The sequence below is a fragment of the Paenibacillus sp. XP01 genome, assembly GCF_057364885.1.
Window position 1 is genome coordinate 1,740,563 of sequence record NZ_CP139481.1, and the last position, 21,364, is coordinate 1,761,926.

The 21,364-nt window shown below is 48.7% G+C and carries 31 protein-coding genes; 29 read left to right on the forward strand and 2 right to left on the reverse strand.

Annotated features, from left to right (window positions below; translation table 11 throughout):
- The first annotated feature begins 69 nt into the window (after positions 1-69).
- The 24 genes from SNR34_RS08005 to SNR34_RS08120 all read left to right on the forward strand — a co-directional run bounded on the left by SNR34_RS08005 (position 70) and on the right by SNR34_RS08120 (position 17,505).
- On the forward strand, positions 70-810 hold the full coding sequence (locus SNR34_RS08005) for a metallophosphoesterase family protein (protein ID WP_486181634.1): 741 nt from the start codon (positions 70-72) through the stop codon (positions 808-810).
- A gap of 47 nt (positions 811-857) precedes the next feature.
- Positions 858-1,565 (forward strand): AAA family ATPase, encoded by a 708-nt coding sequence (locus tag SNR34_RS08010; protein WP_486181635.1) that lies wholly within the window; start codon positions 858-860, stop codon positions 1,563-1,565.
- A gap of 16 nt (positions 1,566-1,581) precedes the next feature.
- Positions 1,582-2,589: a translation factor GTPase family protein gene (locus SNR34_RS08015; protein WP_486181636.1), complete on the forward strand. Its 1,008-nt coding sequence runs from the start codon at positions 1,582-1,584 to the stop codon at positions 2,587-2,589.
- Positions 2,590-2,603: 14 nt separating this feature from the next.
- Positions 2,604-3,650 carry a translation factor GTPase family protein gene (locus SNR34_RS08020; protein WP_486181637.1) on the forward strand — a complete coding sequence of 349 codons (1,047 nt, stop codon included), beginning with the start codon at positions 2,604-2,606 and terminating at the stop codon, positions 3,648-3,650.
- A gap of 21 nt (positions 3,651-3,671) precedes the next feature.
- Positions 3,672-4,163, forward strand: coding sequence for a cysteine hydrolase family protein (locus SNR34_RS08025; RefSeq protein WP_236416172.1), 492 nt, complete (start codon positions 3,672-3,674; stop codon positions 4,161-4,163).
- An 11-nt stretch (positions 4,164-4,174) separates the two neighbouring features.
- Entirely contained in the window at positions 4,175-4,702 is a 528-nt protein-coding gene (locus SNR34_RS08030) for a hypothetical protein (protein WP_486181638.1), read from the forward strand.
- An 85-nt stretch (positions 4,703-4,787) separates the two neighbouring features.
- Positions 4,788-5,432 carry a zinc dependent phospholipase C family protein gene (locus SNR34_RS08035; protein WP_486181639.1) on the forward strand — a complete coding sequence of 215 codons (645 nt, stop codon included), beginning with the start codon at positions 4,788-4,790 and terminating at the stop codon, positions 5,430-5,432.
- Positions 5,433-5,499: 67 nt separating this feature from the next.
- Positions 5,500-5,868: a hypothetical protein gene (locus SNR34_RS08040; protein ID WP_486181640.1), complete on the forward strand. Its 369-nt coding sequence runs from the start codon at positions 5,500-5,502 to the stop codon at positions 5,866-5,868.
- 71 nt (positions 5,869-5,939) lie between these two features.
- A complete protein-coding gene (locus SNR34_RS08045; protein WP_236416163.1) occupies positions 5,940-6,224 on the forward strand; it encodes a hypothetical protein in 285 nt (94 codons plus the stop codon).
- Between the two features lie 51 nt (positions 6,225-6,275).
- On the forward strand, positions 6,276-6,677 hold the full coding sequence (locus SNR34_RS08050; RefSeq protein WP_486181641.1) for a hypothetical protein: 402 nt from the start codon (positions 6,276-6,278) through the stop codon (positions 6,675-6,677).
- A 54-nt stretch (positions 6,678-6,731) separates the two neighbouring features.
- The gene (locus tag SNR34_RS08055) at positions 6,732-7,214 is read left to right on the forward strand and encodes a hypothetical protein (protein ID WP_236416161.1); all 483 of its coding nucleotides are present in this window, start codon (positions 6,732-6,734) and stop codon (positions 7,212-7,214) included.
- Positions 7,215-7,570: 356 nt separating this feature from the next.
- Complete coding sequence (locus tag SNR34_RS08060; protein WP_486181642.1) at positions 7,571-8,236, forward strand: HAD family hydrolase; 666 nt, start codon at positions 7,571-7,573, stop codon at positions 8,234-8,236.
- Between the two features lie 177 nt (positions 8,237-8,413).
- The gene (locus SNR34_RS08065; RefSeq protein WP_343259839.1) at positions 8,414-8,920 is read left to right on the forward strand and encodes a YcxB family protein; all 507 of its coding nucleotides are present in this window, start codon (positions 8,414-8,416) and stop codon (positions 8,918-8,920) included.
- Between the two features lie 20 nt (positions 8,921-8,940).
- Positions 8,941-9,828 (forward strand): PhzF family phenazine biosynthesis protein, encoded by an 888-nt coding sequence (locus tag SNR34_RS08070; protein WP_486181643.1) that lies wholly within the window; start codon positions 8,941-8,943, stop codon positions 9,826-9,828.
- A gap of 64 nt (positions 9,829-9,892) precedes the next feature.
- Positions 9,893-10,348 carry a GNAT family N-acetyltransferase gene (locus SNR34_RS08075; RefSeq protein WP_486181644.1) on the forward strand — a complete coding sequence of 152 codons (456 nt, stop codon included), beginning with the start codon at positions 9,893-9,895 and terminating at the stop codon, positions 10,346-10,348.
- A gap of 10 nt (positions 10,349-10,358) precedes the next feature.
- Positions 10,359-11,180 (forward strand): inositol monophosphatase family protein, encoded by an 822-nt coding sequence (locus tag SNR34_RS08080; protein WP_486181645.1) that lies wholly within the window; start codon positions 10,359-10,361, stop codon positions 11,178-11,180.
- Positions 11,164-12,012 (forward strand): GNAT family N-acetyltransferase, encoded by an 849-nt coding sequence (locus SNR34_RS08085; RefSeq protein WP_486181646.1) that lies wholly within the window; start codon positions 11,164-11,166, stop codon positions 12,010-12,012. The genes SNR34_RS08080 and SNR34_RS08085 overlap by 17 nt, the downstream gene beginning before the upstream one ends.
- 23 nt (positions 12,013-12,035) lie before the next feature.
- Positions 12,036-12,644 (forward strand): HD domain-containing protein, encoded by a 609-nt coding sequence (locus SNR34_RS08090; protein WP_486181647.1) that lies wholly within the window; start codon positions 12,036-12,038, stop codon positions 12,642-12,644.
- 10 nt (positions 12,645-12,654) lie between these two features.
- A complete protein-coding gene (locus tag SNR34_RS08095; RefSeq protein WP_486181648.1) occupies positions 12,655-13,131 on the forward strand; it encodes an NUDIX hydrolase in 477 nt (158 codons plus the stop codon).
- 119 nt (positions 13,132-13,250) lie between these two features.
- Positions 13,251-14,048: a hypothetical protein gene (locus SNR34_RS08100; protein ID WP_486181649.1), complete on the forward strand. Its 798-nt coding sequence runs from the start codon at positions 13,251-13,253 to the stop codon at positions 14,046-14,048.
- Between the two features lie 46 nt (positions 14,049-14,094).
- Positions 14,095-14,790: a zinc dependent phospholipase C family protein gene (locus tag SNR34_RS08105; RefSeq protein ID WP_236416146.1), complete on the forward strand. Its 696-nt coding sequence runs from the start codon at positions 14,095-14,097 to the stop codon at positions 14,788-14,790.
- A 28-nt stretch (positions 14,791-14,818) separates the two neighbouring features.
- Positions 14,819-15,379: a GNAT family N-acetyltransferase gene (locus tag SNR34_RS08110; RefSeq protein WP_486181650.1), complete on the forward strand. Its 561-nt coding sequence runs from the start codon at positions 14,819-14,821 to the stop codon at positions 15,377-15,379.
- Between the two features lie 45 nt (positions 15,380-15,424).
- Positions 15,425-15,952 (forward strand): PH domain-containing protein, encoded by a 528-nt coding sequence (locus SNR34_RS08115; protein WP_339276974.1) that lies wholly within the window; start codon positions 15,425-15,427, stop codon positions 15,950-15,952.
- Positions 15,952-17,505 (forward strand): PH domain-containing protein, encoded by a 1,554-nt coding sequence (locus SNR34_RS08120; RefSeq protein WP_486181651.1) that lies wholly within the window; start codon positions 15,952-15,954, stop codon positions 17,503-17,505. Before SNR34_RS08115 ends, SNR34_RS08120 begins: the two co-directional genes overlap by 1 nt.
- Positions 17,506-17,649: 144 nt before the next feature.
- Here SNR34_RS08120 and SNR34_RS08125 read toward each other — a convergent pair whose 3' ends face one another.
- The gene (locus tag SNR34_RS08125; protein WP_486181652.1) at positions 17,650-17,832 is read right to left on the reverse strand and encodes a hypothetical protein; all 183 of its coding nucleotides are present in this window, start codon (positions 17,830-17,832) and stop codon (positions 17,650-17,652) included.
- Positions 17,833-17,838: 6 nt separating this feature from the next.
- Here SNR34_RS08125 and SNR34_RS08130 point away from each other — a divergent pair, with 6 nt between their 5' ends.
- Both SNR34_RS08130 and SNR34_RS08135 read left to right on the forward strand, forming a co-directional pair.
- Positions 17,839-18,006: a M23 family metallopeptidase gene (locus SNR34_RS08130; protein ID WP_486181653.1), complete on the forward strand. Its 168-nt coding sequence runs from the start codon at positions 17,839-17,841 to the stop codon at positions 18,004-18,006.
- A 593-nt stretch (positions 18,007-18,599) separates the two neighbouring features.
- Positions 18,600-18,752: a hypothetical protein gene (locus SNR34_RS08135; protein ID WP_486181654.1), complete on the forward strand. Its 153-nt coding sequence runs from the start codon at positions 18,600-18,602 to the stop codon at positions 18,750-18,752.
- A 53-nt stretch (positions 18,753-18,805) separates the two neighbouring features.
- Here the strand turns inward: SNR34_RS08135 and SNR34_RS08140 are convergent, their stop codons facing one another.
- Complete coding sequence (locus tag SNR34_RS08140; protein WP_486181655.1) at positions 18,806-19,042, reverse strand: hypothetical protein; 237 nt, start codon at positions 19,040-19,042, stop codon at positions 18,806-18,808.
- 81 nt (positions 19,043-19,123) lie between these two features.
- Here SNR34_RS08140 and SNR34_RS08145 point away from each other — a divergent pair, with 81 nt between their 5' ends.
- The 3 genes from SNR34_RS08145 (at position 19,124) to SNR34_RS08155 (ending at position 21,354) form a co-directional block, all read left to right on the forward strand.
- A complete protein-coding gene (locus tag SNR34_RS08145) occupies positions 19,124-19,495 on the forward strand; it encodes a DUF3139 domain-containing protein (RefSeq protein WP_486181656.1) in 372 nt (123 codons plus the stop codon).
- 184 nt (positions 19,496-19,679) lie between these two features.
- Positions 19,680-20,342 (forward strand): HAD family hydrolase, encoded by a 663-nt coding sequence (locus tag SNR34_RS08150; protein ID WP_486181657.1) that lies wholly within the window; start codon positions 19,680-19,682, stop codon positions 20,340-20,342.
- A 37-nt stretch (positions 20,343-20,379) separates the two neighbouring features.
- The gene (locus SNR34_RS08155; protein WP_486181658.1) at positions 20,380-21,354 is read left to right on the forward strand and encodes a S66 family peptidase; all 975 of its coding nucleotides are present in this window, start codon (positions 20,380-20,382) and stop codon (positions 21,352-21,354) included.
- Positions 21,355-21,364: the final 10 nt, after the last annotated feature.

Genomic DNA, 21,364 nt, shown 5'->3' on the forward strand with positions numbered 1-21,364 from the left:
AAATAAGTCCCGAAACTCCGTTGGCGTGGTGTATGATGGAATAACATACAGCTCCATAGGAGGGAAAACATGAAAACGATTGCTGTCATATCCGATATTCATGGCAACCATCTTGCGCTGGAGGCGGTGCTGCAGGACATTGCCAAGCGAGATGCGGATCTGGTCGTTAACTTGGGAGACAGCCTGTTTGGCCCCATCGATCCGCTGGCGACCGCAAAACTATTGATGGGGCATGAACATATGATTCACATTATGGGGAATTGCGACGAACTGCTGCTAAAGGCAGAGCATGAATCGCTTACCCATGCTTTCGTCAGGCCGCTGCTGGATGAAACCATGCTGTCATGGATCGGTACGTTCCAAGCAACCTGGTCTTACGAAGGGTTAATGTTCTGTCACGGGACACCTTGGCTGAATCATGCGTATTTGCTGGAAAAGGTAACTCCCGATGGGGTTCATTATAAGGATGCTGACCGATTGGAAAAGGAGCTTGATCCGATCCCGGAGAAGGTCGTGTTTTGCGGGCATAGCCATGTGTTCAAATCGCTGCACTTACCAGGAGGGAAAATGGTGGTGAATGCCGGCAGCGTCGGACTGCCCGCCTATGAGGACGAAGAGCCCTATCCACATGTCATGGAATCCGGAACTCCCTATGCAGAGTATGTTCTGGCGCATCGTCAGGAAGCAGGGAACTGGGTTGTGGAGCATGTCCTGGTCGAATACGATTGGGAACAAGCCAGCCGGATTGCCTTGCAGAACGGACGAGAAGACTATGCGTTTGCATTGCGAACGGGGAAAGCCAAACCTTAAGGTAAGGTTGCTTTATAGACTGACCCATCAAAAAAAGGAGTGAGCCCATGTTTTTGCGGAGCGTGGAATTGATGAAAGAGCACGTGGACAAGCCGCGTCAATATCCGTTCACTATCCCGGCGATCAAACATTTGACCCGGCTGAAATTCAGACGCAACGTCACGTTTTTCGTTGGGGAGAACGGCTCGGGCAAGTCGACGCTGCTGGAGGGCATTGCCCACCAATGCGGCTTCAACACGGCCGGAGGCGGGAAGAACAACGTCTATGACGTGCATGCCTCCGAATCGGCGTTGGGCGATTATTTGCGTCTGGCCTGGCTGCCCAAAATGTCTAACGGCTTTTTCATGCGTTCGGAATCGTTCTATCAGTTTGCCGAGCATATTGACGATGTAGGAGCAATTAAGCGATACGGCGGTCGTTCTTTGCTGGAACAGTCACATGGCGAATCTTTTTTGAGCTTGTTCGTGAATCGCTTCGATTCGAAAGGCATCTATCTGTTGGACGAGCCTGAGGCAGCGTTGTCGCCTGCCCGGCAGCTGTCCCTTTTGCGAATATTGCATGACATGTCATCCACGTCCCAATTCATCATCGCCACGCACTCCCCGATTTTGCTCGGATATCCGGATGCGGAGATTTGGAGGTTTGACGAGAGCGGCATTTGTACGGTGGACTATGAGGAGACAGAGCATTATCAGATCACGCGCAGCTTTTTGGAAAACCGGAAACGGATGCTGGATGAATTATTCAGAGATTAAAAGAGGGGGGATTATGATGAAAACCGTTCATTGGGCTGATCTCTGCATGACTTACACGATTGATCGGCCTAAGACGAAGGAAGAACTGAAAAGAATGCTGCTGGCCCTTAAACGTTTGGCAGAAGAGGGATTGAATTTTGCGGTTTACGGGGAAGAGGTTCGAAAACAGTTCATCATTGCGGTACAAGGGGAGCAACAATTCAATCAGATGATGGAGCGGCTAAGGCATGAGTTTGGGTTGGAAGTGATGCTAGTGGGCAAACCAAAGGTCTTGTACAAAACCACGATTGGAAAAACGGTGGAATCCGAAGGAAAATACATTAGGGGGTATGCAGGAGGCATACCTAAATTCGGCGTTTGCTCACTCAGGTGTGAACCTCTTCCGCGAGGCGAAGGGTATGTATTTGTAAATATGATTGAAGATGATGAAGTGATTCCCGAGGAGTATATTCCAGCGGTTGAAGAAGGTGTGAAGAGCACGTTATATAGGGGACTTACCGGCGGTTTGCCTATCGTCGATGTCTTAGTCCGTTTGTATGACGGGGCATACCATGAAAAGGATTCAAACGCATTTTCATATAAGGTTGCTGCATCTATAGGTTTTAGGAATGGGTACAGTCAGGCCGATCCTGTTCTTCTTGAGCCGTATATGAACGTTGAAATGAAGGTAACCCACAACAATGCCAACCTGCTGTCACTTGCTGCACAACTCCTTGGTCCTAACAGTAATGTGAGCGAACATGCGGATGGCAGCATTTCGTTGCAAGCCGAAGTTCCTTTAAGGGAGTGGCTTCAGTATCGTGAGCAGATCCAAGAAAACCTGAAAAGTGCCGGGCAATGTACCGTAGAGTTGGCGTATTATGATCCGGTCCCAGAGGATTTGAAGGAAACGATAATTGCGACATCCCGTTTGGCAGATGCCTATTACCGGGATCTTTTTCAATGGGAAAAGTGGGGCAAGGAGTCTGAGGATCGTTATCTGAGTGACTATGTGGATTCATTCTGGGAAGATTCGAGAGGCTAAAACAGGAGGGAGGAGTGAAGAAAGTGCAGATCAGCAACACTGAAAATTACATGTACATAACGGTATCGAGACCGGATACCAAAGGAGAATTTGAAGGTATGTTCCGTGCCTTAAAGAACATGGCTGACGAGGGCTTGAGTTTTGATATGTACACGGATGAGGATCATAAACAGATCATTATTTCAGGTCCGGGCGAATGGTATCTTAGAGAAATGGCAGAACAATTGAAAGATCGGTTTGGATTGGGGTTGTCGGTAGGAGATCCGCAAATATTGTACAAAACGACGATTCGTGAAGCAGTCACGGCCGAAGGACGCTTTATCAGGCAGAGCTCCGGCAGGGATACTTATGGCCATTGCTGGATCGCCATCGAACCGCTGCCCAGAGGCGAGGGTTACATGTTTATCAATGAGGTTGAGGATGAGAATGTTATCCCGGCAATATATATTCCGGCGATTGACGAAGGTATTCAGAGCATCATGCACCGTGGAATTCTAGGACGCTTTCCCATTGTGGACATCCGCGTACGCCTGCTCAACGGTTCCTACAACAGCACGGATGCGAGCATGATGGCTTACAAAATCGCCGGATTTCTTGGGTTCCGAGAAGCCTACAATCAGGCGTCGCCCGTTGTACTCGAACCATGGATGAAGGTCAGGTTTCCCGTTGAAGAGAAGCACATTTTACAAGTGAACGATGTACTGGAACGCATCAATGCACGCAATATAGAATATGTGGAAATGACGGGAGGAGGCGCTGTTGTTGCAGATGTAGCGCTGCGACTCCTTATGCCGGGGCAACTATACCAGATCGTGAGCGGCATGGAAGCTTCCACCCTATCTTATTTCAATAATAAAATACGAAATAACAGGGATTTCATGGTACAATTTTCATATTATGATGAAGTTCCTCCTGAACTCGAAAACGATATCATTGATCGGTCCGACTTGAAAGATGCCTATCATTACAGTCATGAATATCACTTTTCTGAACACTGGGATACAGAAGAAACAGAGCGGCATCTGAAGCAATTGATTGAATCGTTTTGGGGAGAGGGTTGAACCACGATAGGAGTCGATATATTGAGTATAGCTTTGGTTATAGTAGACATGCAGGAAACGGTCGTAAGGAACAAGCTGGATCAACAAACGATTGACCACGCTTGCGAGTACATCAATCACGTGGCGGACCAGCTTCGGTCCAACAGTCACTTTGTCGTTCATGTGCAGGACGTGGAGGGTATGGACGAAGCCGGCCGGGAGCAGCTTCATTTCATTCCCGAAGTCGATCTGCATGACGTTGATTTTATCATCACCAAGGAGAGCTCGAATGCGTTCTGGCAGACCGAACTGGAGCAGGTGCTCGAAAGCAAAGGCGTGAAACTGGTCATTATCGCCGGATTTGCTGCAGAGGAATGTGTTCTGTTTACATACAACGGTGCGCTCGAACGGGGCTTCAAGGCAGTAATGCTTCAAAACGGGATTCTCAGCACACATACGGATGCGGTAGCTTCTGTGTATCGGGATCGAAACGTGATTTCGTATCCGGTTGTCGATTATCTGGCGCGAGTCTAGGGCACAAAGAAATGAATCAAATATCGGTGCCTGAACGATTGGAAAACCAATTGGAGTCCCTGCGCATGTCCAATACGTCGATGCAGGTTTTCATGGAATTGCTTGCACTAAGCGGATCGTCGCTAGCTTCAACCGACCGGGACAAACAATTTGTCATTTGGCTTGCCCAGAGGGACCAGAACGTTTTGGGCAGGGGGACGGTAGGTTTCGATCTTGAGGAGATGCCGTGGCTGCCCGAAGACGTTGAAGAGAGCAAGATCTTTTTGTTATCCGTCATTGATGGGGTCATCGCTCGAACACGATGGTCCGTGTTGGATTACGAACCGAATGAAGAATGGGTGCTTAGCCGTTTTGAACATTTTCGCCGGATGATCGAAGCCTTTGAGGAAGAAGATGTGGATGCCCGGCATTACCTGGAGTGGAGTGCGTTGGATGATGACGAGGACGAAGGAACCATCCCCGATGGATATCCGATGTGCGCGGCTCATGGCGTATATTTGTCCTGCTTGGGCTGCATCATCTGCAATGCCGACGAGTAAATCCCGGCTGTCCTCGCAGTGTCTGCATCCCCTCCCTGATGGATGTGCCCTCTTTCCAAAATAAAAAAGAATGGAGTAATGCCAGATGCCATGGCCCATGGTTCATTTTGCGATTACTGCTGCGATCGAGCCCAATCCGTCTCCCGAGTTTTTGCTCGGGAGCCTTGCTCCTGACGCCATACATACAAGAAGTAATGATCGGTCCGAAAAAGCCAAAACCCACCTGATGATTGAAGCAGGCAGGTTTGCGACCGATGAGGAACTGGGAGATTTCCTTGAGCTTAACAGACAACGGGCGATCTCTGATCCGGCTTTTATGGATTACTTACGCGGATACATCGCCCATGTGTACACGGACCGTGTATGGACGTTTGATATCTACCCTCCTTATGAAACGCATCCCGATGGCAGAAGAGTATATAACCAGGATGTGGCGAAGCTGGAGTTCATGCTGCTGCGCAACCGCCCTGATGCCCGTCAATGGTTGGATCGGCTCAGCGAAGGCAAAGCTTATGCATTGGCAGGTTTGGGGGAAGAGGAAATTTATCCATACCGGGAAGCTAAGCTGGATTTCCTGAATGATGCCTCGCAAGAGCCTGATACAGATTTGACTGTAATCTCGATGGCGGAAATGGATACGTTTATTCAGGATACGGCGGATGCGCTTAGAACGTTGTTTGAACAGTGGGGGTGCAGTTCATTTATCGCTCAAGTCGGGGAGCCTGAATGAAGGGGAATAAGCTGGATTCGTGTTGAGACTCGATGAAGTTCGTCAGCGAAACAGAGGTGAGTTTTTTATGTATGCGGTCATCGCAAATGTCATTACGGATAACCAGCTTCGAGTAGGGGCCAAGGTATACATTTTATTTCATCACGGCATGGCAGAAAGCGCATTGGTATATGGCATGTCCAAGTATGGGAAAAGGATCGAAAAGTACATCTCATACAAAAAGCTGGAGAGATTCCGGGTCTGTTGGGTTCCTGAACATATTCGGCCTCGGATGCACGAAAACTGGATGCATGAGGAACGATGGGAAGCGGATCGGCATGCTGACTGGCTCAATCAGAGATGGGGCAGGGTACGGGTATTCGACCCGCTAGGCAATCTGGTCAAGGACGGCTTATCTGCTGAAGAGGCGTATCGCTCCTTGATGCATGGAAGGTAGATCAAACGATGAAATTTGTTTATGAAAAATTTTCATGCGACGTAGATATTTTCCGTCAAGGAGACGATATCATGGTCCGATTTTATAATGGTCAAAACGAACCTGCCGCCGATGAAATCGTGAATCTGGTCTTCGTTGATCCGGGATACGGCTATTTATCATTGAAATGCAAAGGAGAACATGAGGGACTATTGAGCGGTTTTTTGGATGAATCGTGGTTTGTTTCCGAGGATATGGTGGATGCGGCCATCGCGTTCATCGAAAGCCTTTCTCCTCACTCGCATGGTATCTATCTTCCATATCACGTGGCACGGTTCAAACGTACTGATTATGTGGAGTACAACGGAGAGTATTGAAATGAAGAGTTCGGTTAAATAAAATACTGAAAAAAGCGGGAAGGGACTTCGATGAACGAAGAGGATGTACTTGAGCTGTACGGATTGGACCCTGATCCTGCGTACCGGGAACCGATCCGTCAGTTGTTGAAGCGCGAGATTGAACATATGGCGGCTGAGGATCACGAGCTGCTGCGAACGTTGTGCGTTATGCTGTTTTGTATCGGGCAAGTGAAGGACACGCAAATGATATGGCAAGCCAAGCGAAAAAATCAGGATGCCGCCAGTTACATCGATGTTCAATTGTTATGTGGAGTCGGATATCAGGCAACGGTGGACTATCTTGAGCGACATGACGATCCTCAGGCGAAAAAGGAACTCCAGTATCTTAAAGAATGCGAACCTTTTGATTTCATCGACTTTTCCAAGGAAGAGTGGGTGCAAGGGTATAAGCAATATTACGGCGTCACGTAATTTTGATAGCATATTTCGCAGGGAGAGAGACACAAATGGGGAATTTTAAGAGCGATGGATAAGTTAACTGCCGAGTTTCAGATGGCAACCAAGGAGGCATTCCACCATATTTCCAAACACAAGCGTGTGCGAAAGCCTGTCGTGGAGTGGTCGCTTCGGCTGTACATTAACGGTATGAAGCTGAGTGAGGACGAAGTTTTTGTCCAAGCGGAATTTTTCCGCTCGTTGTTAAAGCCTGGGAAGTATCCCATGTTTACCTGCACTTGCGGTATCTTTGGCTGTGGAGGATATTACGTCGACGTGCTGCATGAGGAAACAGGGATCAGGTGGATTACAGAAGAGGCTCCTTTTGAAGACAAAACACTTCCTCACTCCCACAGGTTTTCCTTTTCCAGAGATGACATGATCCGCTTCGCAGAAGATTTGCTGCATGGTTATGAGCAATTGGATCGGTTGATGGCGTCCGTCAACCTGAAGTTCATGGATGACTTGGAGACATATCGCCAAACCGTTCATTTTCTAAAAAAAGGTGATTGAGATGACGCAGCAAGATGGAGCCGATTCACGGACTGTGCCTGAAACCGGAAGGGGATGGAACCAGGTAGTATATGTGCGCTGGCGAGTATTCGGATGTGGACAACTTCTTTTTGATCAATTTTTACTTTGGGGTGAATACCCGATTTTATCATAACGCTGCGTCATTCAGGTGGAATTTTCTCGCCTGTGGCGCGGCTTTTTTATTGAACGAAACAGAGGCGCGGGGCGTTTTCTTTATATCCGCTCAGGCGGTTCGCAAAATGGGAGAGATCGGTTATGATAGTTTTGTGGCATTTTTCCAACATATCCATATTCATCATAAGCGCGTGCTAATTTCATTCCTGAGGAGGAAACGAATGGACGCCATTTTCTTGGACTTTTACGGCACGGTCGTGCATGAAGATGATCATATTCTTCCATCGATCTACGAGCAGGTGCGGGCGGCGGCAGGTGTGGACTGTACAACGCACGACATCGGGAGCTATTGGTGGCAGGCCTTTTCGCGAATGTTCCACGATTGCCATGGCAGCCGTTTCGTATCGCAAAGGGAACTGAATGTACGGTCTTTGGCGGAAACGCTCCGGCATTTTCAAGCAGACCTGCAACCACGGGAATTGAATCGCGAACAATTGGCGCATTGGCGTCGTCCCGGCATTTTTGCCGACTCGATGCCCTTCCTGAAGGCCGTACCGCTGCCGGTATATATTTTGTCCAATATCGATACGGACGACATTATGGCATCGATGGCACATCACGGATTGAACGCAGGAGGAGTCATCACGAGTGAAGACGTTCGTGCCTACAAACCAAGACCGGAGATGTTTCAAGAAGCACTCGCCCGGTACGGACTGCAGCCTGAGCGGGTTATACATGTAGGCGATTCTTTGGTCAGCGACGTGTATGGTGCGCAGAGCGTCGGTATTCGGGCCGTTTGGTTGAACCGGAACAGCAGACCTTTAAAAGGAGATTGTATCCCAGATAACGAATGCAGCGATCTGATGCAGGTCCTGGATTTGCTATGAAGAGCCGATGAATGGCAGAACGATGATATCGCTTCTTTTGCGGAATCGGCGGCGAGATGGGGGGCAGCGTCCAGCGAAGGATTGCCATTTTATGAAAAGCCGGACAACGCATGGAAGCGATGTGCCCAGATTTTGCACATGGGCAAAATTTATGAATGACAGGGAGTGCAAGTCAGCGTGGAACAACAAGACAATACGATTCGGATTCATATTACGGAAGAGGATTACTGGCATCTGAACAAAACAGCGATCCTCAAAATGTACGGCATCGGCATGCTTATCGCGGTGGTGGCGCTACCGATCCTTATGACGGTTATCTTTATGCAAATGGGGCGCTCCTTGACGTACAGTCTCATTGCTTCATTGTTGTTAAGTGCATTTGTCGACATCTATACATATCTTCGCACGAAGGGCAAAATCAAAAAGCTGGCTCGTCAGAGCAAAGGCATTCTGGGTGACCAGCAGCTGGAAATCACAGCGTCGGAAATTCGTTGGAGCAATGATATGACTTCAGGGACGACGCAGTGGCAGGGATTGGAAAGCTTTCAGGAAACGAAGGCATATTATTTTATATTCATCAATAAAGCAAGCGCGCACATTATTCCGAAACGTTCTTTTCAAACAGAAGTCGAGGCAGCTGACTTTGCACGACAAGTAAGGACCTATATGCAGGCTGCCAAATAAAATAAGTGGGGAGTTAATCCATGAGCGAAATTACCGTATACCATTATGATGCCTTTGCATCCACACCGGGCAAGGGCAATCCCGCAGGGGTTGTATTCGGCGCAGATCACCTGAGCGAATCCGACATGCAGCTTATTGCGCACAACGTCGGTTTCAACGAGACGGTGTTTGTGCTGAGCTCGGATACGGCCGATCTTCGGTTGCGTTATTATACCCCAGGACATGAGATCAATCTGTGCGGCCATGCCACGATGGCTTCGCTGTTTGGTTTGAAAACGAGAGGGATGTTAAACGGCAAAACGTCGGTAGTCATCGAGACCAATGTAGGCAACCTGCCGATTCGTTTTGAGCAGGACGGGGAGATGCTGCGCATGGAAATGAAACAGGATCAGCCTCGCTTTTTGCCGTTTAACGGCGATGTGGACAGGCTGGCTGCCTCCATGGGTCTCAGGGCAAGCGATATTGATCCGACGGCTCCAATCGTATATGGAAGCACCGGTACGTGGACGCTGCTGATTCCGATCCGCAGCCTAGAAGCATTCGATCGCATGAGGCCGGATAGTCAGCTTTTTCCCGACATTTTGCTTGAAAATCCCAAATCCTCCCTGCACCCGTTTTGTATGGAAGCCCATGATTCGTCAGCATTCATGCACGCCCGGCATTTCTCCTCTCCGTATTCGGGGACGGTGGAGGACCCTGTAACCGGAACGGCATCCGGAGTGATGGGAGCTTATTATCTGACCTATGTTCAACCCGGACAATCCCATGCCGAGTTTACAGTCGAACAGGGGCAGGAGATCGGACGGGATGGAAGAGTTGGAGTCAAGGCGCAAAAAACTGAGCAAGGCATGGAGGTTTACATTCAGGGAACGGCTGTTTTTGTGCGTGAACTAGTCATTCAGTATTGATTTTCAGGTCACCTAAACGAGGTGGAATCCTAGACCCGAACGTAACGCGGAGGAAGAATTGACCATGTTAAAGATCGTGGATATCCGGCAGAGGCCGGAGCTGTTGCAGTCCGCTGTACAGTACTTCTGGAAACAGTGGGGAACGGAAACGAACCTTGACTTTTATCGGGACTGCATCGAACGGTCCATGGTAACCGAAAGCATGGTGCCGCGTTTCTATGTGATGCTGGACGGAGAGCGGATCTTGGGCGGATATGCTTTATTGCACAGCGATTTGAACAGCAGGCAGGATTTATTTCCTTGGTTTGCATGCCTGCACGTCGATTCGGAATATCGCGGCCAAAATCTGGGCGGACAGCTGCTAAAGCACGGAGTGCAAGAGACGCATAAAATAGGGCTTGGCAAGCTGTATTTGTGCACCGACTTGATCGGGTATTACGAGAAGCAGGGTTGGAGCTATAACGGAAAAGGTTACCTGTTCAATGGGGATGAAGTACGAATCTATGAATATTCCATCTGAGCGAATAGGAGTGAGTGAGATCGAACAGACCATCCAAGCCGCCCGCTTATTGGCGGAAAACATCATCCGGAAAGCAGGCCAGGTGGCGCTGGATCAATTTGATCGCATTACCTGTCTGGTGGAGAAAGACGAGTTTGGCGACATCGTTACCGCCGTGGATCACGAAGCGGAGCAGCTCATTTGGGATGCGATCAGCAGCGCCTTTCCTACCCATGCCATCCACAGCGAGGAACGCGGTCACAATGGCATAACCAGCGACTGGCTCTGGATGGTCGATCCGCTGGACGGAACGAACAACTTTGCGATCGGATTGCCGGTATTTTCGGTTTCCATCACGCTGATGTATCAGGCTGAACTCCTGCTTGGCGTCATATATGAACCAATGGTTGATCGTTTATTCGTTGCGGTTCGCGGACAAGGGGCGTTCTGTAACGATAATCAGCTGTTAGTCAAAAAGAAACAGGAGATCTGCAAAGGCACTATTGGCTGGATTCAAGGACATGCAGTTCAACATGAACAGCGGGCCGTGAAGCTCCGCTCTTATCTGGATGTTTCTTTTAAACGAATGATGCGTTTGTGGGCTCCAACCTTGCAATGGTGCATGTTAGCCAAAGGAAATATCGATGGCATCGTGCTCTACAACTCTGAAGGAGACGATCTGTATTCAGGCGTATTGATGGCTCAGGAAGCAGGCGCAACCGTCATGGATTTTCAGGGAAATGCGTTTAAAGGAAGAAACACCGAGCCTTATCTGATCGCCTGTCATCCCGAGCATCGCGATTATTTTCTGAATACAGTCAGGGAGGGTCTGGAAAATGATCACGGAACTTAATCCGCATGAGTTCGGGAAGGTGAGGCATCTCGTTGATTCAAGCGGGGGCGCCGAAGTTAGAGCAGTTGCTGATTGCATAAATCCAGGACGCATATATGTGAATGAAGAGCTAAACGGAGCCTTGTTCTGGATTGAAGGTCAAGGTGGATTTCAACTCATTGGTGATTTTTGGCGCGGGACGCTGCTCGTTGAGTTGGAAACATTCATGCGCGAAACGATGGAACCGGAGATGCGAAGACTCGGTAAGGACTGCATCGAGATTGCCATGACGAACGAGCGTGGGGAGAAGGCCTTTCGTCAAGCCATGGTTCATCGAGAGACTTTTTCCGATGTCCAGTATGTTTTCGGTTTTCTTGGGAAGCGTGAGCAGAGGGCTGTGGCGCTTGCTCATCCTATGCCAAACGTATCTAATGGTCCAGATGAAACGGTAAACGTCGTCAGAATAAGTCGTGAACTTTTGGAAGATGAGAGCTATGGGAACCGCGAATTTCTGGCGGGGAAAATCCTTCAGTTTTGGCACTCTGTCGAAGCTTTTTTCCAACATGGGTTGGGATACGCTGTAGTGCAGCATCACCAAATCGCCAGTGTGTGCTTCTCGGCGTTCGTGGCTGGACGCATCCATGCCATCGATATTGAAACCATGGAGCTATATCGTTATAAAAAGTATGCTTCAATGGCTGCAAAAGTCTATATCAATGAATGTAAAAGAAGAGAAATAGAACCTTACTGGGATTGTTCCCCTGATAATGAAGGATCGATCCGTCTTGCCAAGGGGCTTGGAATGTCTTTGAAATTCGGCTACCGGATTTGTTGGTACTCGATATCTACATAGAAGAAACCATGGAGGATAGCGATATGAACGAAGCCTTACTGGCGGAGATGCAGTTTTTGATCGAAATCGACAAGTTAAAAACGATTGAACGGAAAACGAAGATCATGCACGGGGACAGGCTGGAAAACGATGCGGAGCATTCCTGGCACTTGGCCATGATGGCACTAATTTTGCATCGGCATGCAAACCATGATATCGATCTGTTGAAAGTGTTCAAAATGCTGCTCGTCCACGATCTGGTTGAAATTGATGCCGGGGATACGTTTGCTTATGATCTGAAAGGGCATGAAAACAAGCACGAACGTGAATTGCAGGCAGCACGCCGACTGTTCGGCATGCTGCCACCGGAACAAGCGAATGAGTTGATGGGGTTATGGCTGGAATTTGAGGCCAAAGAGACACAGGAAGCGCAATTCGCGGCATCCTTGGACCGGTTGCAGCCGCTCATACATAATTACCGAAACGAAGGCGATACATGGCAGAAATATGGCATTACAAGCGAACAGGTTACGAATCGAAACCGGGAGATCGAGAATGGCTCTGAAGCGCTATGGGGCTATGCTCAGGAGCTTATTCGCAGTGCAGTAGAACGGGGAATTCTGAGGTCGGAGTACGAACAACAGAACCACTGAGGAGGAGACTATGGGATACATTATGGAGCTTCGGGAAAAGGTTGGGTCTCGTCCACTGATTATGGCCGGTGCGAGCGTGCTCGTTTTCAATGAACTTGGCCATTTGTTGTTGCAAAAGCGTGCAGACAGCCTGGATTGGGGCACGATCGGAGGTTCATTGGAACCAGGCGAATCTCTGGAAGAAGCGGCGCACAGGGAGCTTTGGGAAGAAAGCGGTTTAAAGGCGAACACTCTGCAGCTGATTACCGTTATATCGGGAGCGGATGCGTATTACCAATATCCCAACGGCGATGAAGTCTACAACGTTACGGCAGTCTTTAAAGCGATTGGCATCGAAGGCACCCCTGTCCTGATGGACGATGAGGGATTGGAGCTCCGCTATTTTGATTTGAACGAACCTATTCCGAATCTTAACCTCTATGCAGCACATGTACTAAGCGAATCGGGATTCCTTCAGAACGTTCAAAAGGAGGGAGCAAAGGTATGACGCAGGATTTCTATTGCGAAGAAGTTCTTAAGAAATCTCGCACAATATTATCATTTTTCTCTCAGTGAATTGCTCATTCGTCGCCGGTATAATTGGGCTATACTTCCAATAAAGTGAGGATGAGCACGATGGATGCTTTTCTGGAACAGATCAATGAGTTGAATGAGCTGCAGAAGGAACTGGTGCAGATTCATCCGTTGTTTACAAATCACTATCCGATCGTTGTAGCCAATGAAATGTTGTTATACATGTATGATTATTCGCCTGAGAAACAGCAGTACGAGTGGGTCAAAACGGTACCGGATGACCTGAATATTCCCGAAGGATGTTTGGCGGCAATGCCGGTTCATCATTTGAATGAACGTACGTGCGCGATCGTCACCGATGAGGCTTTTCAGAGCTTTGAGATGAAAATATATCTGTTCCACGAGTTCGTGCATTGCTACGTTCACGAGCATTATGAACACATCGGAGACCGGGTTGAAATCAAACGCACCATGGAGAAAAGAAGGCGAGTAACGTGGGAGCTTGATTACGAGTTCCCATATGACGATGAAACCATCGTGCAGCGAATCGGGATCCTGCAGGATGCCCTGAAAGATCAAAAGTTGGATCGCATTCGTCAGGCCAGACAAGCCTTGTTCCAGGCATTAAGCGAGGAAGCGGGCGAATACTGGTGCTGGCTGGAGTGGAACGAAGGTTATGCCAGATATATCGAGAACCGGATTCGCAGCCGTTTCGGCCTGGCCCTTAACCATTTGGGAGAAGATGCGCCGTATAATCGTCTTCTTTTCTATGAATGCGGCTCTGAATACATTCGCTTGCTGATCGAAGGCCATTCAGAACTCCATACCGACCTTGAGCAGCTATTCGACATCCTTCAATCCGAACGATTGGAGCAGCTTCAAACGCATTAACATGTGAATGAAGGATCGTGCCTTAACGAAAAAGGGGGATAAGAATATGCCTTTGCCGATGGTTCATCTGAATATCGCTTCATTACTGGCAAACAAGTGGCATGTCGGTGAGCACCAAGGAGCGTTCTATCTGGGGAATATCGCGCCCGATTCGATCCATATGCGGGATGGAGCGACGCGCGAAGACAAACGGCATACGCATTTTGAGCCCAAGGCCGAGGGCGATTACATGGCAAGGCTGCAGGAGCGTTATTCAACGCTTGTCGAGCAAACCAATGACGAAGGGCGAAAGTGGTTTGTGCGTGGTTATTTCATGCATGTGCTGACAGACTACATATGGTTTCGGAGCGTACATCCGCAATTCGTGAAAGAAGTCACCGGCCTGGAGCGGGATGAGGGGATGAAGCAGGCACGGGACCAGTTGAACCGCTTATATTATCAGGAAACGGATCAGGTTGACTTCGACCTGTATCAGCAGGCGGAGTGGAGTTCCGAAGTGTGGCAGTGGCTTGGCCGGACCCGTGGCTACGACATGCAGGATCTCCTGATAGCCGACGAGATGGAGCGCTGGCGGGATCGCACATTATCCTTTTTGAAGGAAGGATCGCAGCAACCCGGCATTGTTCCGCAGTACATTACGGCCGAAATCGTGGAACGATTCGTGTCCGAAACGGCGAAGCGGCTTCAAGCCGTGCTTCAGGCGTGGGATGCCCGAATCCCTCTCTTAGAACAGACATCCTAGAATGATTGAACAGAAAGAGTGAGACGACATGACAGAACAGATTGTGATCCAAAAGCTGGCGCCTTCCGACGTTGAGGGAGCGCATCAAGTATTCGAAGCCTCCATCACAAGAGCGTTTGCGCAGGAAGGGCTGGGTTCGCTGCAGGACGATATCCGCCATGAGATCGAACAGAAAAAAGAGCTTCTCCAGGCTGCATTGCAGCAATGGAATGTGCCGGAGGCAAACGTGTTTTTCCTGCTGGCCAAGCATGAGGGGCGCGTGGTCGGCACGATATCGTATGGGCCTTGCGGCGAGGAAATCCGGATCTGCACGGATCAGCGAATTACGGAGATGGGCGAGCTCGGCAGTTTATACATTTTACCGGAGTTTCAGGGGCGGGGGATCGCTTCGAACTTAATTCGGGCGCTGGCGAGCGAGTTGGACCGCCAAGGAATCCGCCAATTTTGTCTGGATAGCGGATATGGGATTGCCCAGCAGAAATGGCGGCGCAAATTCGGTGAACCGTATGCCGTCGCCAAGGACTTCTGGGGAGAGGGAGTCCATCACATGGTGTGGCTGTGCAATGTGAAGGATTATGCGGTAAAATAAAAATTCCGGAAGATGACGATCTGTATGATGCAGGGGTCATCTTTTTTGTTAACGAACCATATGAAAGGAGTGTTGTATGCCATGCAGTGGAACCTGCCGGAGCAGCGGTTATCTCCGGATGCGGTCAACATATGGAGAACGAGCGCGTACATAAGCAATGGAATTGGATTCATCATTCTCGCCGCATTGCTGGCATTGGATCACGTTTTTGACTGGTGGACATGGATAGGTTGGGTGTTGTGGATCATTGCAGGGCTCTCAGTACTGTATGCGGTTTGGGAAATATGGATTCATCCTTCATTATTGTACCGGTATTGGCGTTACGACGTGAGTGAAGAGTTCCTGCAGTTGAAGCATGGAGCCTGGAAAAGGGTACACCAAATTATCCCGATGGCCAAAATCCAGTCGGTCACGACGGAGCAAGGACCTTTGCTGCGCAGATACGGATTGTATTCCGTCTCGGTCGGCACCATGGGTGCGTCCCACCGCATTCCGGCTTTGTCGGAGGACGTGGCGGTGGCGCTTAGGCAGCAGATCGCTTCCTATGCAAAGATCAACGAGGTGGACGAGTGATGGAGAAGAAACGACATCATCCGCTCAGCATCGTTTGGGGAATGTGGAAGCTTGCGAGAAACAGCGCTGCGTTTGTGATCTATTTGTTTGTTGTCCGTTACGATACCGAAGCGAAATGGGTTACGTACGGGCGATGGATTTTCTATGCTGCCATGGTCATCGGCGTTGTTTCGGTGATCTGGAAATGGTATGCCGAGCGTTATGAAACGGACCGGGCGGCATTTCACGCCTATGAAGGCGTGTTTAACCGAAAGAAACGTACGATCCTTTATACGAAAATCCAGAATGTGCATCGGCATACGTCCTTGTTCCATCGTTTGTTTGGGGTGACGTCCATCCGTTTCGAGACAGGCACCAAGGGAGATGAAGCTGCGTTTCATGTTCCGGTGCTGACGTTGGCTGAAGCTGGGCGATTGGAACAATGTGTGGTGGGGGCAACGTCCAACGCTGCTGCCGCAAATGCAACGTTCATGAACGCTTCGGCTGCAGGTGAGGATGGGCAAAGCAATCTGGCGGTAAATCACGTGGAGGAAAACGAGACCGCACATTTTTTGAAGCAAACGGAGCAAGCCAAACGAGCTATTCACTTTGAATCCACGCGCCGAGATACGGTGAGAGCTTCTTTTACGTCACTCAGCTTCCTGGTGCTGATCCCCATTCTGGGTTCGTTGTATTCAGGCATTCAGGATTTTTTCCCGGATGAAACCGTGACGCGAAGCTTTCTGCTGACTTGGCTGGATCAATGGTGGACGGCTGCCATTCTTATCGTGGTGCTGATCATCATAGCCATGCTGGCGGGCATGGTGCATACCTTTATAAAGTATGGGAATTACCGGATTACATCCGATGATTCACGGATTTATATCACCAAAGGCATGCTGGAGCAATCGGCATTCTCGATTCAGAAGCAGCGCGTACAGGCGGTGAAGATCACGCGAAGTCCGATGAAACGGTTGCTTGGCTTGGCCGAAGTGGAGTTGGTCACGGCGGGCGGCGTTGGTGAAGATGAGCAGGAGGTAAACTCGCTATATCCATTTTTGCCGGTGAAACAGGCTTATGCCATCATATCAGAGATTTTGCCATCGTATGAAGTCAGTGAAGACATGCAGAGGCTTCCAACCAAATCGCTATGGTTACGTTTGCTTGCGCCCAGCTGGATATGGCCGATTGCTACAGGGGCACTCTGGTATTTCAAACCGGTGTGGTTGGGTCAGGAAGGTGCGTGGTGGATGGTGTCGGCCCTGCTGCTGGTGTTGATCGTGACAGGGCGGGTCGTGGAATTTTTCCATACCCGTTATGTATTGAACCGGAATTTCATCCAATTGCGAACAGGGGCCTTCACTTCGACGTTGTTCATCTCCAAGCGGGAAAAAGTGATCGAAGCGCGCATTACGCAAAACGGGCTGCAGCGCTGGTTCGGGGTGGCATCCATTCAGACGGTGAATCGTGCCAAACCGGTGGTTCATCAGGCCGTTAAGGACGTCCCGTCCAATATGGCGGAGGCATTCCGACTTTGGTACGTGGAGCGGACACGAGACGTGCAGACTCGTTAAGCTTTATAACAAACAGGTGCAGAAGCAACGCCGGTTGGCGCTGTTTATGCACCTGTTTTTTCAATGAAGCCGCCTAGAAGTTATGGCACCGCATTAAATGTTTCATTCGGACCATTATCATTTTCATTCATATACGTTCCGTTTTTAGTAATCGAATAGGTAAATGCTCATCTCCGCCTGCACTTCCCCGGTAATAACCTCCCAACCACCAACATACGGATAGGTCTTCAGCGTGGCTTTTTGAGAAAGATAGGGCGTAACTTCGAAAATGACTTGGGACGACTTATCTACCCGAATTCCGTCCCCATGCATTTCGGCGACAGTCACAATGGAATGGCAGGAACTTGTTGCGAACCTCGCTTTATAGCTGCGGGAAATGTGCTTGGCTGGTGTGGGTCAACCGGCAGCAGCACCGGGAACCATCTACATTTCGAAATCATTATCAATGGCAGTGAAATAAATCCTTTGCCGTTTGTGGGGGATAAGAGACGTGCTAAATGAAAAAATCATTGTTCGGGTAAAGGAACACTTCCCTGGATATGAGGGCAAGACCGTTGGGGTTGCCAGTACCAAATATACTTCAATGAGCTTTCTGAGCGATTTATGCCCATTATAGAATAGAAGCCTATTGGCAAGAGGATGGGGCAGATGTAGAACTATATTGGTCTGTTATGGAGATGCAGGTATAGAAAGCACTGCGCGGATCTAATGCTCTTTAATTCAGTATTTATGGCGTAAAGCCAGGGAGCTGGAACTGTATGAAGGCATAGAAGGAGAAGATTAGTCAGTTTGGATTTTTTAGAGCAACTATGTATTGGCAAAGTTCGTTTATATATAAATAAGGGAAGGGGGAGGGTAGATGAAAAAAAGCTGGAAGATTGCTTTGGTTAGCATTCTTGGAGTTATGGTCTGATCATAATACTTTCCATATTGTACATTAATAATGTTGGTTATAGTAATGTAAAGCAGATGTATCGTTTAGAGACCGGTGAGAATTCTATTGTACAATTAGAGAGTGTCACACCAGGTCAAGAACGGTATCTTACAAAATTTACGAAGGGACTGATCGGCCACAGGAGTTGTTAAAGGAACGCATGGAAAATGAAGGATGGGCATTTATTCAGCAGGATGGATCAGGGCATTTTTTTGAGAAGAATGGTCAGCAGGTCATTGTACAGACACAAAGATGGAACCGTTTTTTTGTACTCTATACCTTGGAAAGTGACGTGGCTAACCTTGCCGATTGAATTAGAAATATAAAGCCCACCGCTATTTTTACGAAGTGGTGGGCTTTCTTAAATTAATTAGGAGCTTTATCTATTTCGTATCCATAAACTTTATATCCGGAAGAAAACCAGTTTTGGAGCGTGTATGGAGTGCCAGGCGATATTTCCTCTTTTCTATCGATTGTATGCTGAGTCAGGTATTTATTGTTGCTGTAGTTGCCAGTGTTTCTTGTAAATATAGCACGGTATAGATAGAGATGGGGGGCGGAATGATGCTGTCTGAACAGCTGGGCGTATTGATCACTCCTCATGGCATATTTCCTCCTTTCTCAATAGACAACGGTTGAATCCCTCTAATGTTACAGTAAAATAGAAAAAAATGGGGGAGTCTCGTGAACAAGAAGAAAAGATACATCTTCATCACGGTTGCAGTGTTGCTGGTCATGCTGATTGTTTCACCCTTCCTTTATGTGCAGGCGAACAAATTCATTTATGCACATCGGGTCACCGAATATCTCATTGAAAAGAAGGGATATGCCAAAGACGAAATAGCGTCTGTACAAGGCGTGTGGAGCGTCAAGCTGCCTCCGTTTCTCGTCATTGTGAAATTCAAAGATGAACCGGACGTGGAGTATATTTATTTTGCTCATGCAGGCGTGCTGCAGTCCAGTCATCGCATTTCCGATGAAGCGATCCAGAGGGGAAAAACCAAATCCGATCTGAAACATTTTGCGCCCACTATGGATATGGAACAACAAAAATAAATCAAGTATATTCCAATTATAGAATTCAGTGTAGAATGAGCAGAAGCGAAAGAACGTTCCTGGTAGAGAGTGTTGTTCCATTGTGGGAGCACTTTACGTGCATATCACTCCAATGTTGTTATAAGGCGGTTTGCTGGTTTTAGTTGTACTGTCTCATCAATCTAATAAACTGGGGGAGTGCATTATGCAAGACATTCGGGCAGTTATTTTTGATCTGGACAATACGATATTGAACCGGACACGTACGTTTGAAGGATTTACGCGAAGCTTTATTGAGAGCTACTTCAGTCATCTGGAGACGGCGGAACCTATTTTTGCGCGAATCATTGAGCTGGACGAGGATGGGTACAAGGACAAGGGGCAGTTGTTCGACGAGCTTCTTAAGGAACTGCCTTGGATCAACCTGCCGGTACATCAGGAATTGATGGATTTCTATGCCGAGCATTACGTGGGAAATGCGGTGCTGATGGAGCAGGCCCAGGAGGTAGTACGGGAGATTAGGCAAAAGTACAAGACGGCGCTGATCACGAATGGCCGAACAGATATTCAATATGGCAAAATCGATCGACTCGGCATCCGCGATGATTTCGACCTGATCATCGTTTCGGAGGAAGCTGGTGTGAAGAAGCCCGATCCGCGAATATTTGAAATGGCCTTGGAACGTCTGGCATTACATCCGGAGCAGTGCATTTATATCGGAGACCATCCTGCCAATGATGTGCAGGGGGCCGCGGATGCCGGTCTGCATTCGATATGGATGAAAGTCAATCAACCTTGGCGGGATGACCTTACCGTCAAGCCTGTGCACGTTATTGAACATTTGAGCGAATTGCAGAAATTACTATGAACATACGGCGATGCCATACATAGGGGGCATGATAACGATGATTGCACCAAAATTACGACCTGGGGATGAGGTCAGGATTATTTCTCCCGCCCGCAGCTTGTCCATCATTGCCCCAGATCAGCAAGAACTGGCCGTTCGCAGATTAGAGGAATGGGGGTTGAAGGTGTCCTTTTCGGCCAATGCCAATGAAACGGACGAGATGCAGTCTTCCTCCGTCGAATCCCGCATTGCCGATCTGCATGAAGCTTTTGCCGACCCGAATGTCAAAGGCATATTGACAACCATTGGCGGTTTCAATAGCAACCAGCTGTTGCGTCATATCGATTATGATCTGATTGGCGCCAATCCCAAGCGGTTATGCGGCTTCTCGGACATCACGGCGATGGGCAGCGCCATTTATGCGAAAACAGGGCTTGTGACATATTCCGGACCGAATTTTTCCAGCTTCGGCATGCTCTTGGGCTGTGAGTATACAATGGATTATTTTGTGAAAATCATGTTGGAATCAGACCCTGTAACGGTGCTCCCTTCCGAAACGTGGAGTGATGATGCTTGGTACCGGGACCAGCATAACCGTGAGTTTATTCCGAACGCAGGTCCAATCATTATTCATGAAGGATCGGCTGAAGGGACCATTATAGGCGGTAATCTGTGTACGCTGAACCTTCTGCAAGGCACGGAGTATATGCCTTCGTTGGAAGGGGCGGTCGTGTTTGTGGAAGACGACTCGATGTCCATTCCAGAAATGTTTGATAGGGACTTGATGTCGCTCATTCACCAGCCCGGTTTTGAGCAGGTGCAGGCACTGGTCATTGGCCGCTTTCAGAAGGAATCACAGATGACGCCAGCACTGCTCGAAAAGATCATTCGTGACAAACGTGAACTTCAGCATATGCCGGTCATTGCCAACGTCGATTTTGGACATACAACGCCTATGTTTACCTTTCCAATTGGGGGCCGGGCTGCCATCGATGCACGGAACCCTTCGTTCCGCTTGGTCATATCGGAGTGAATGAAACGGG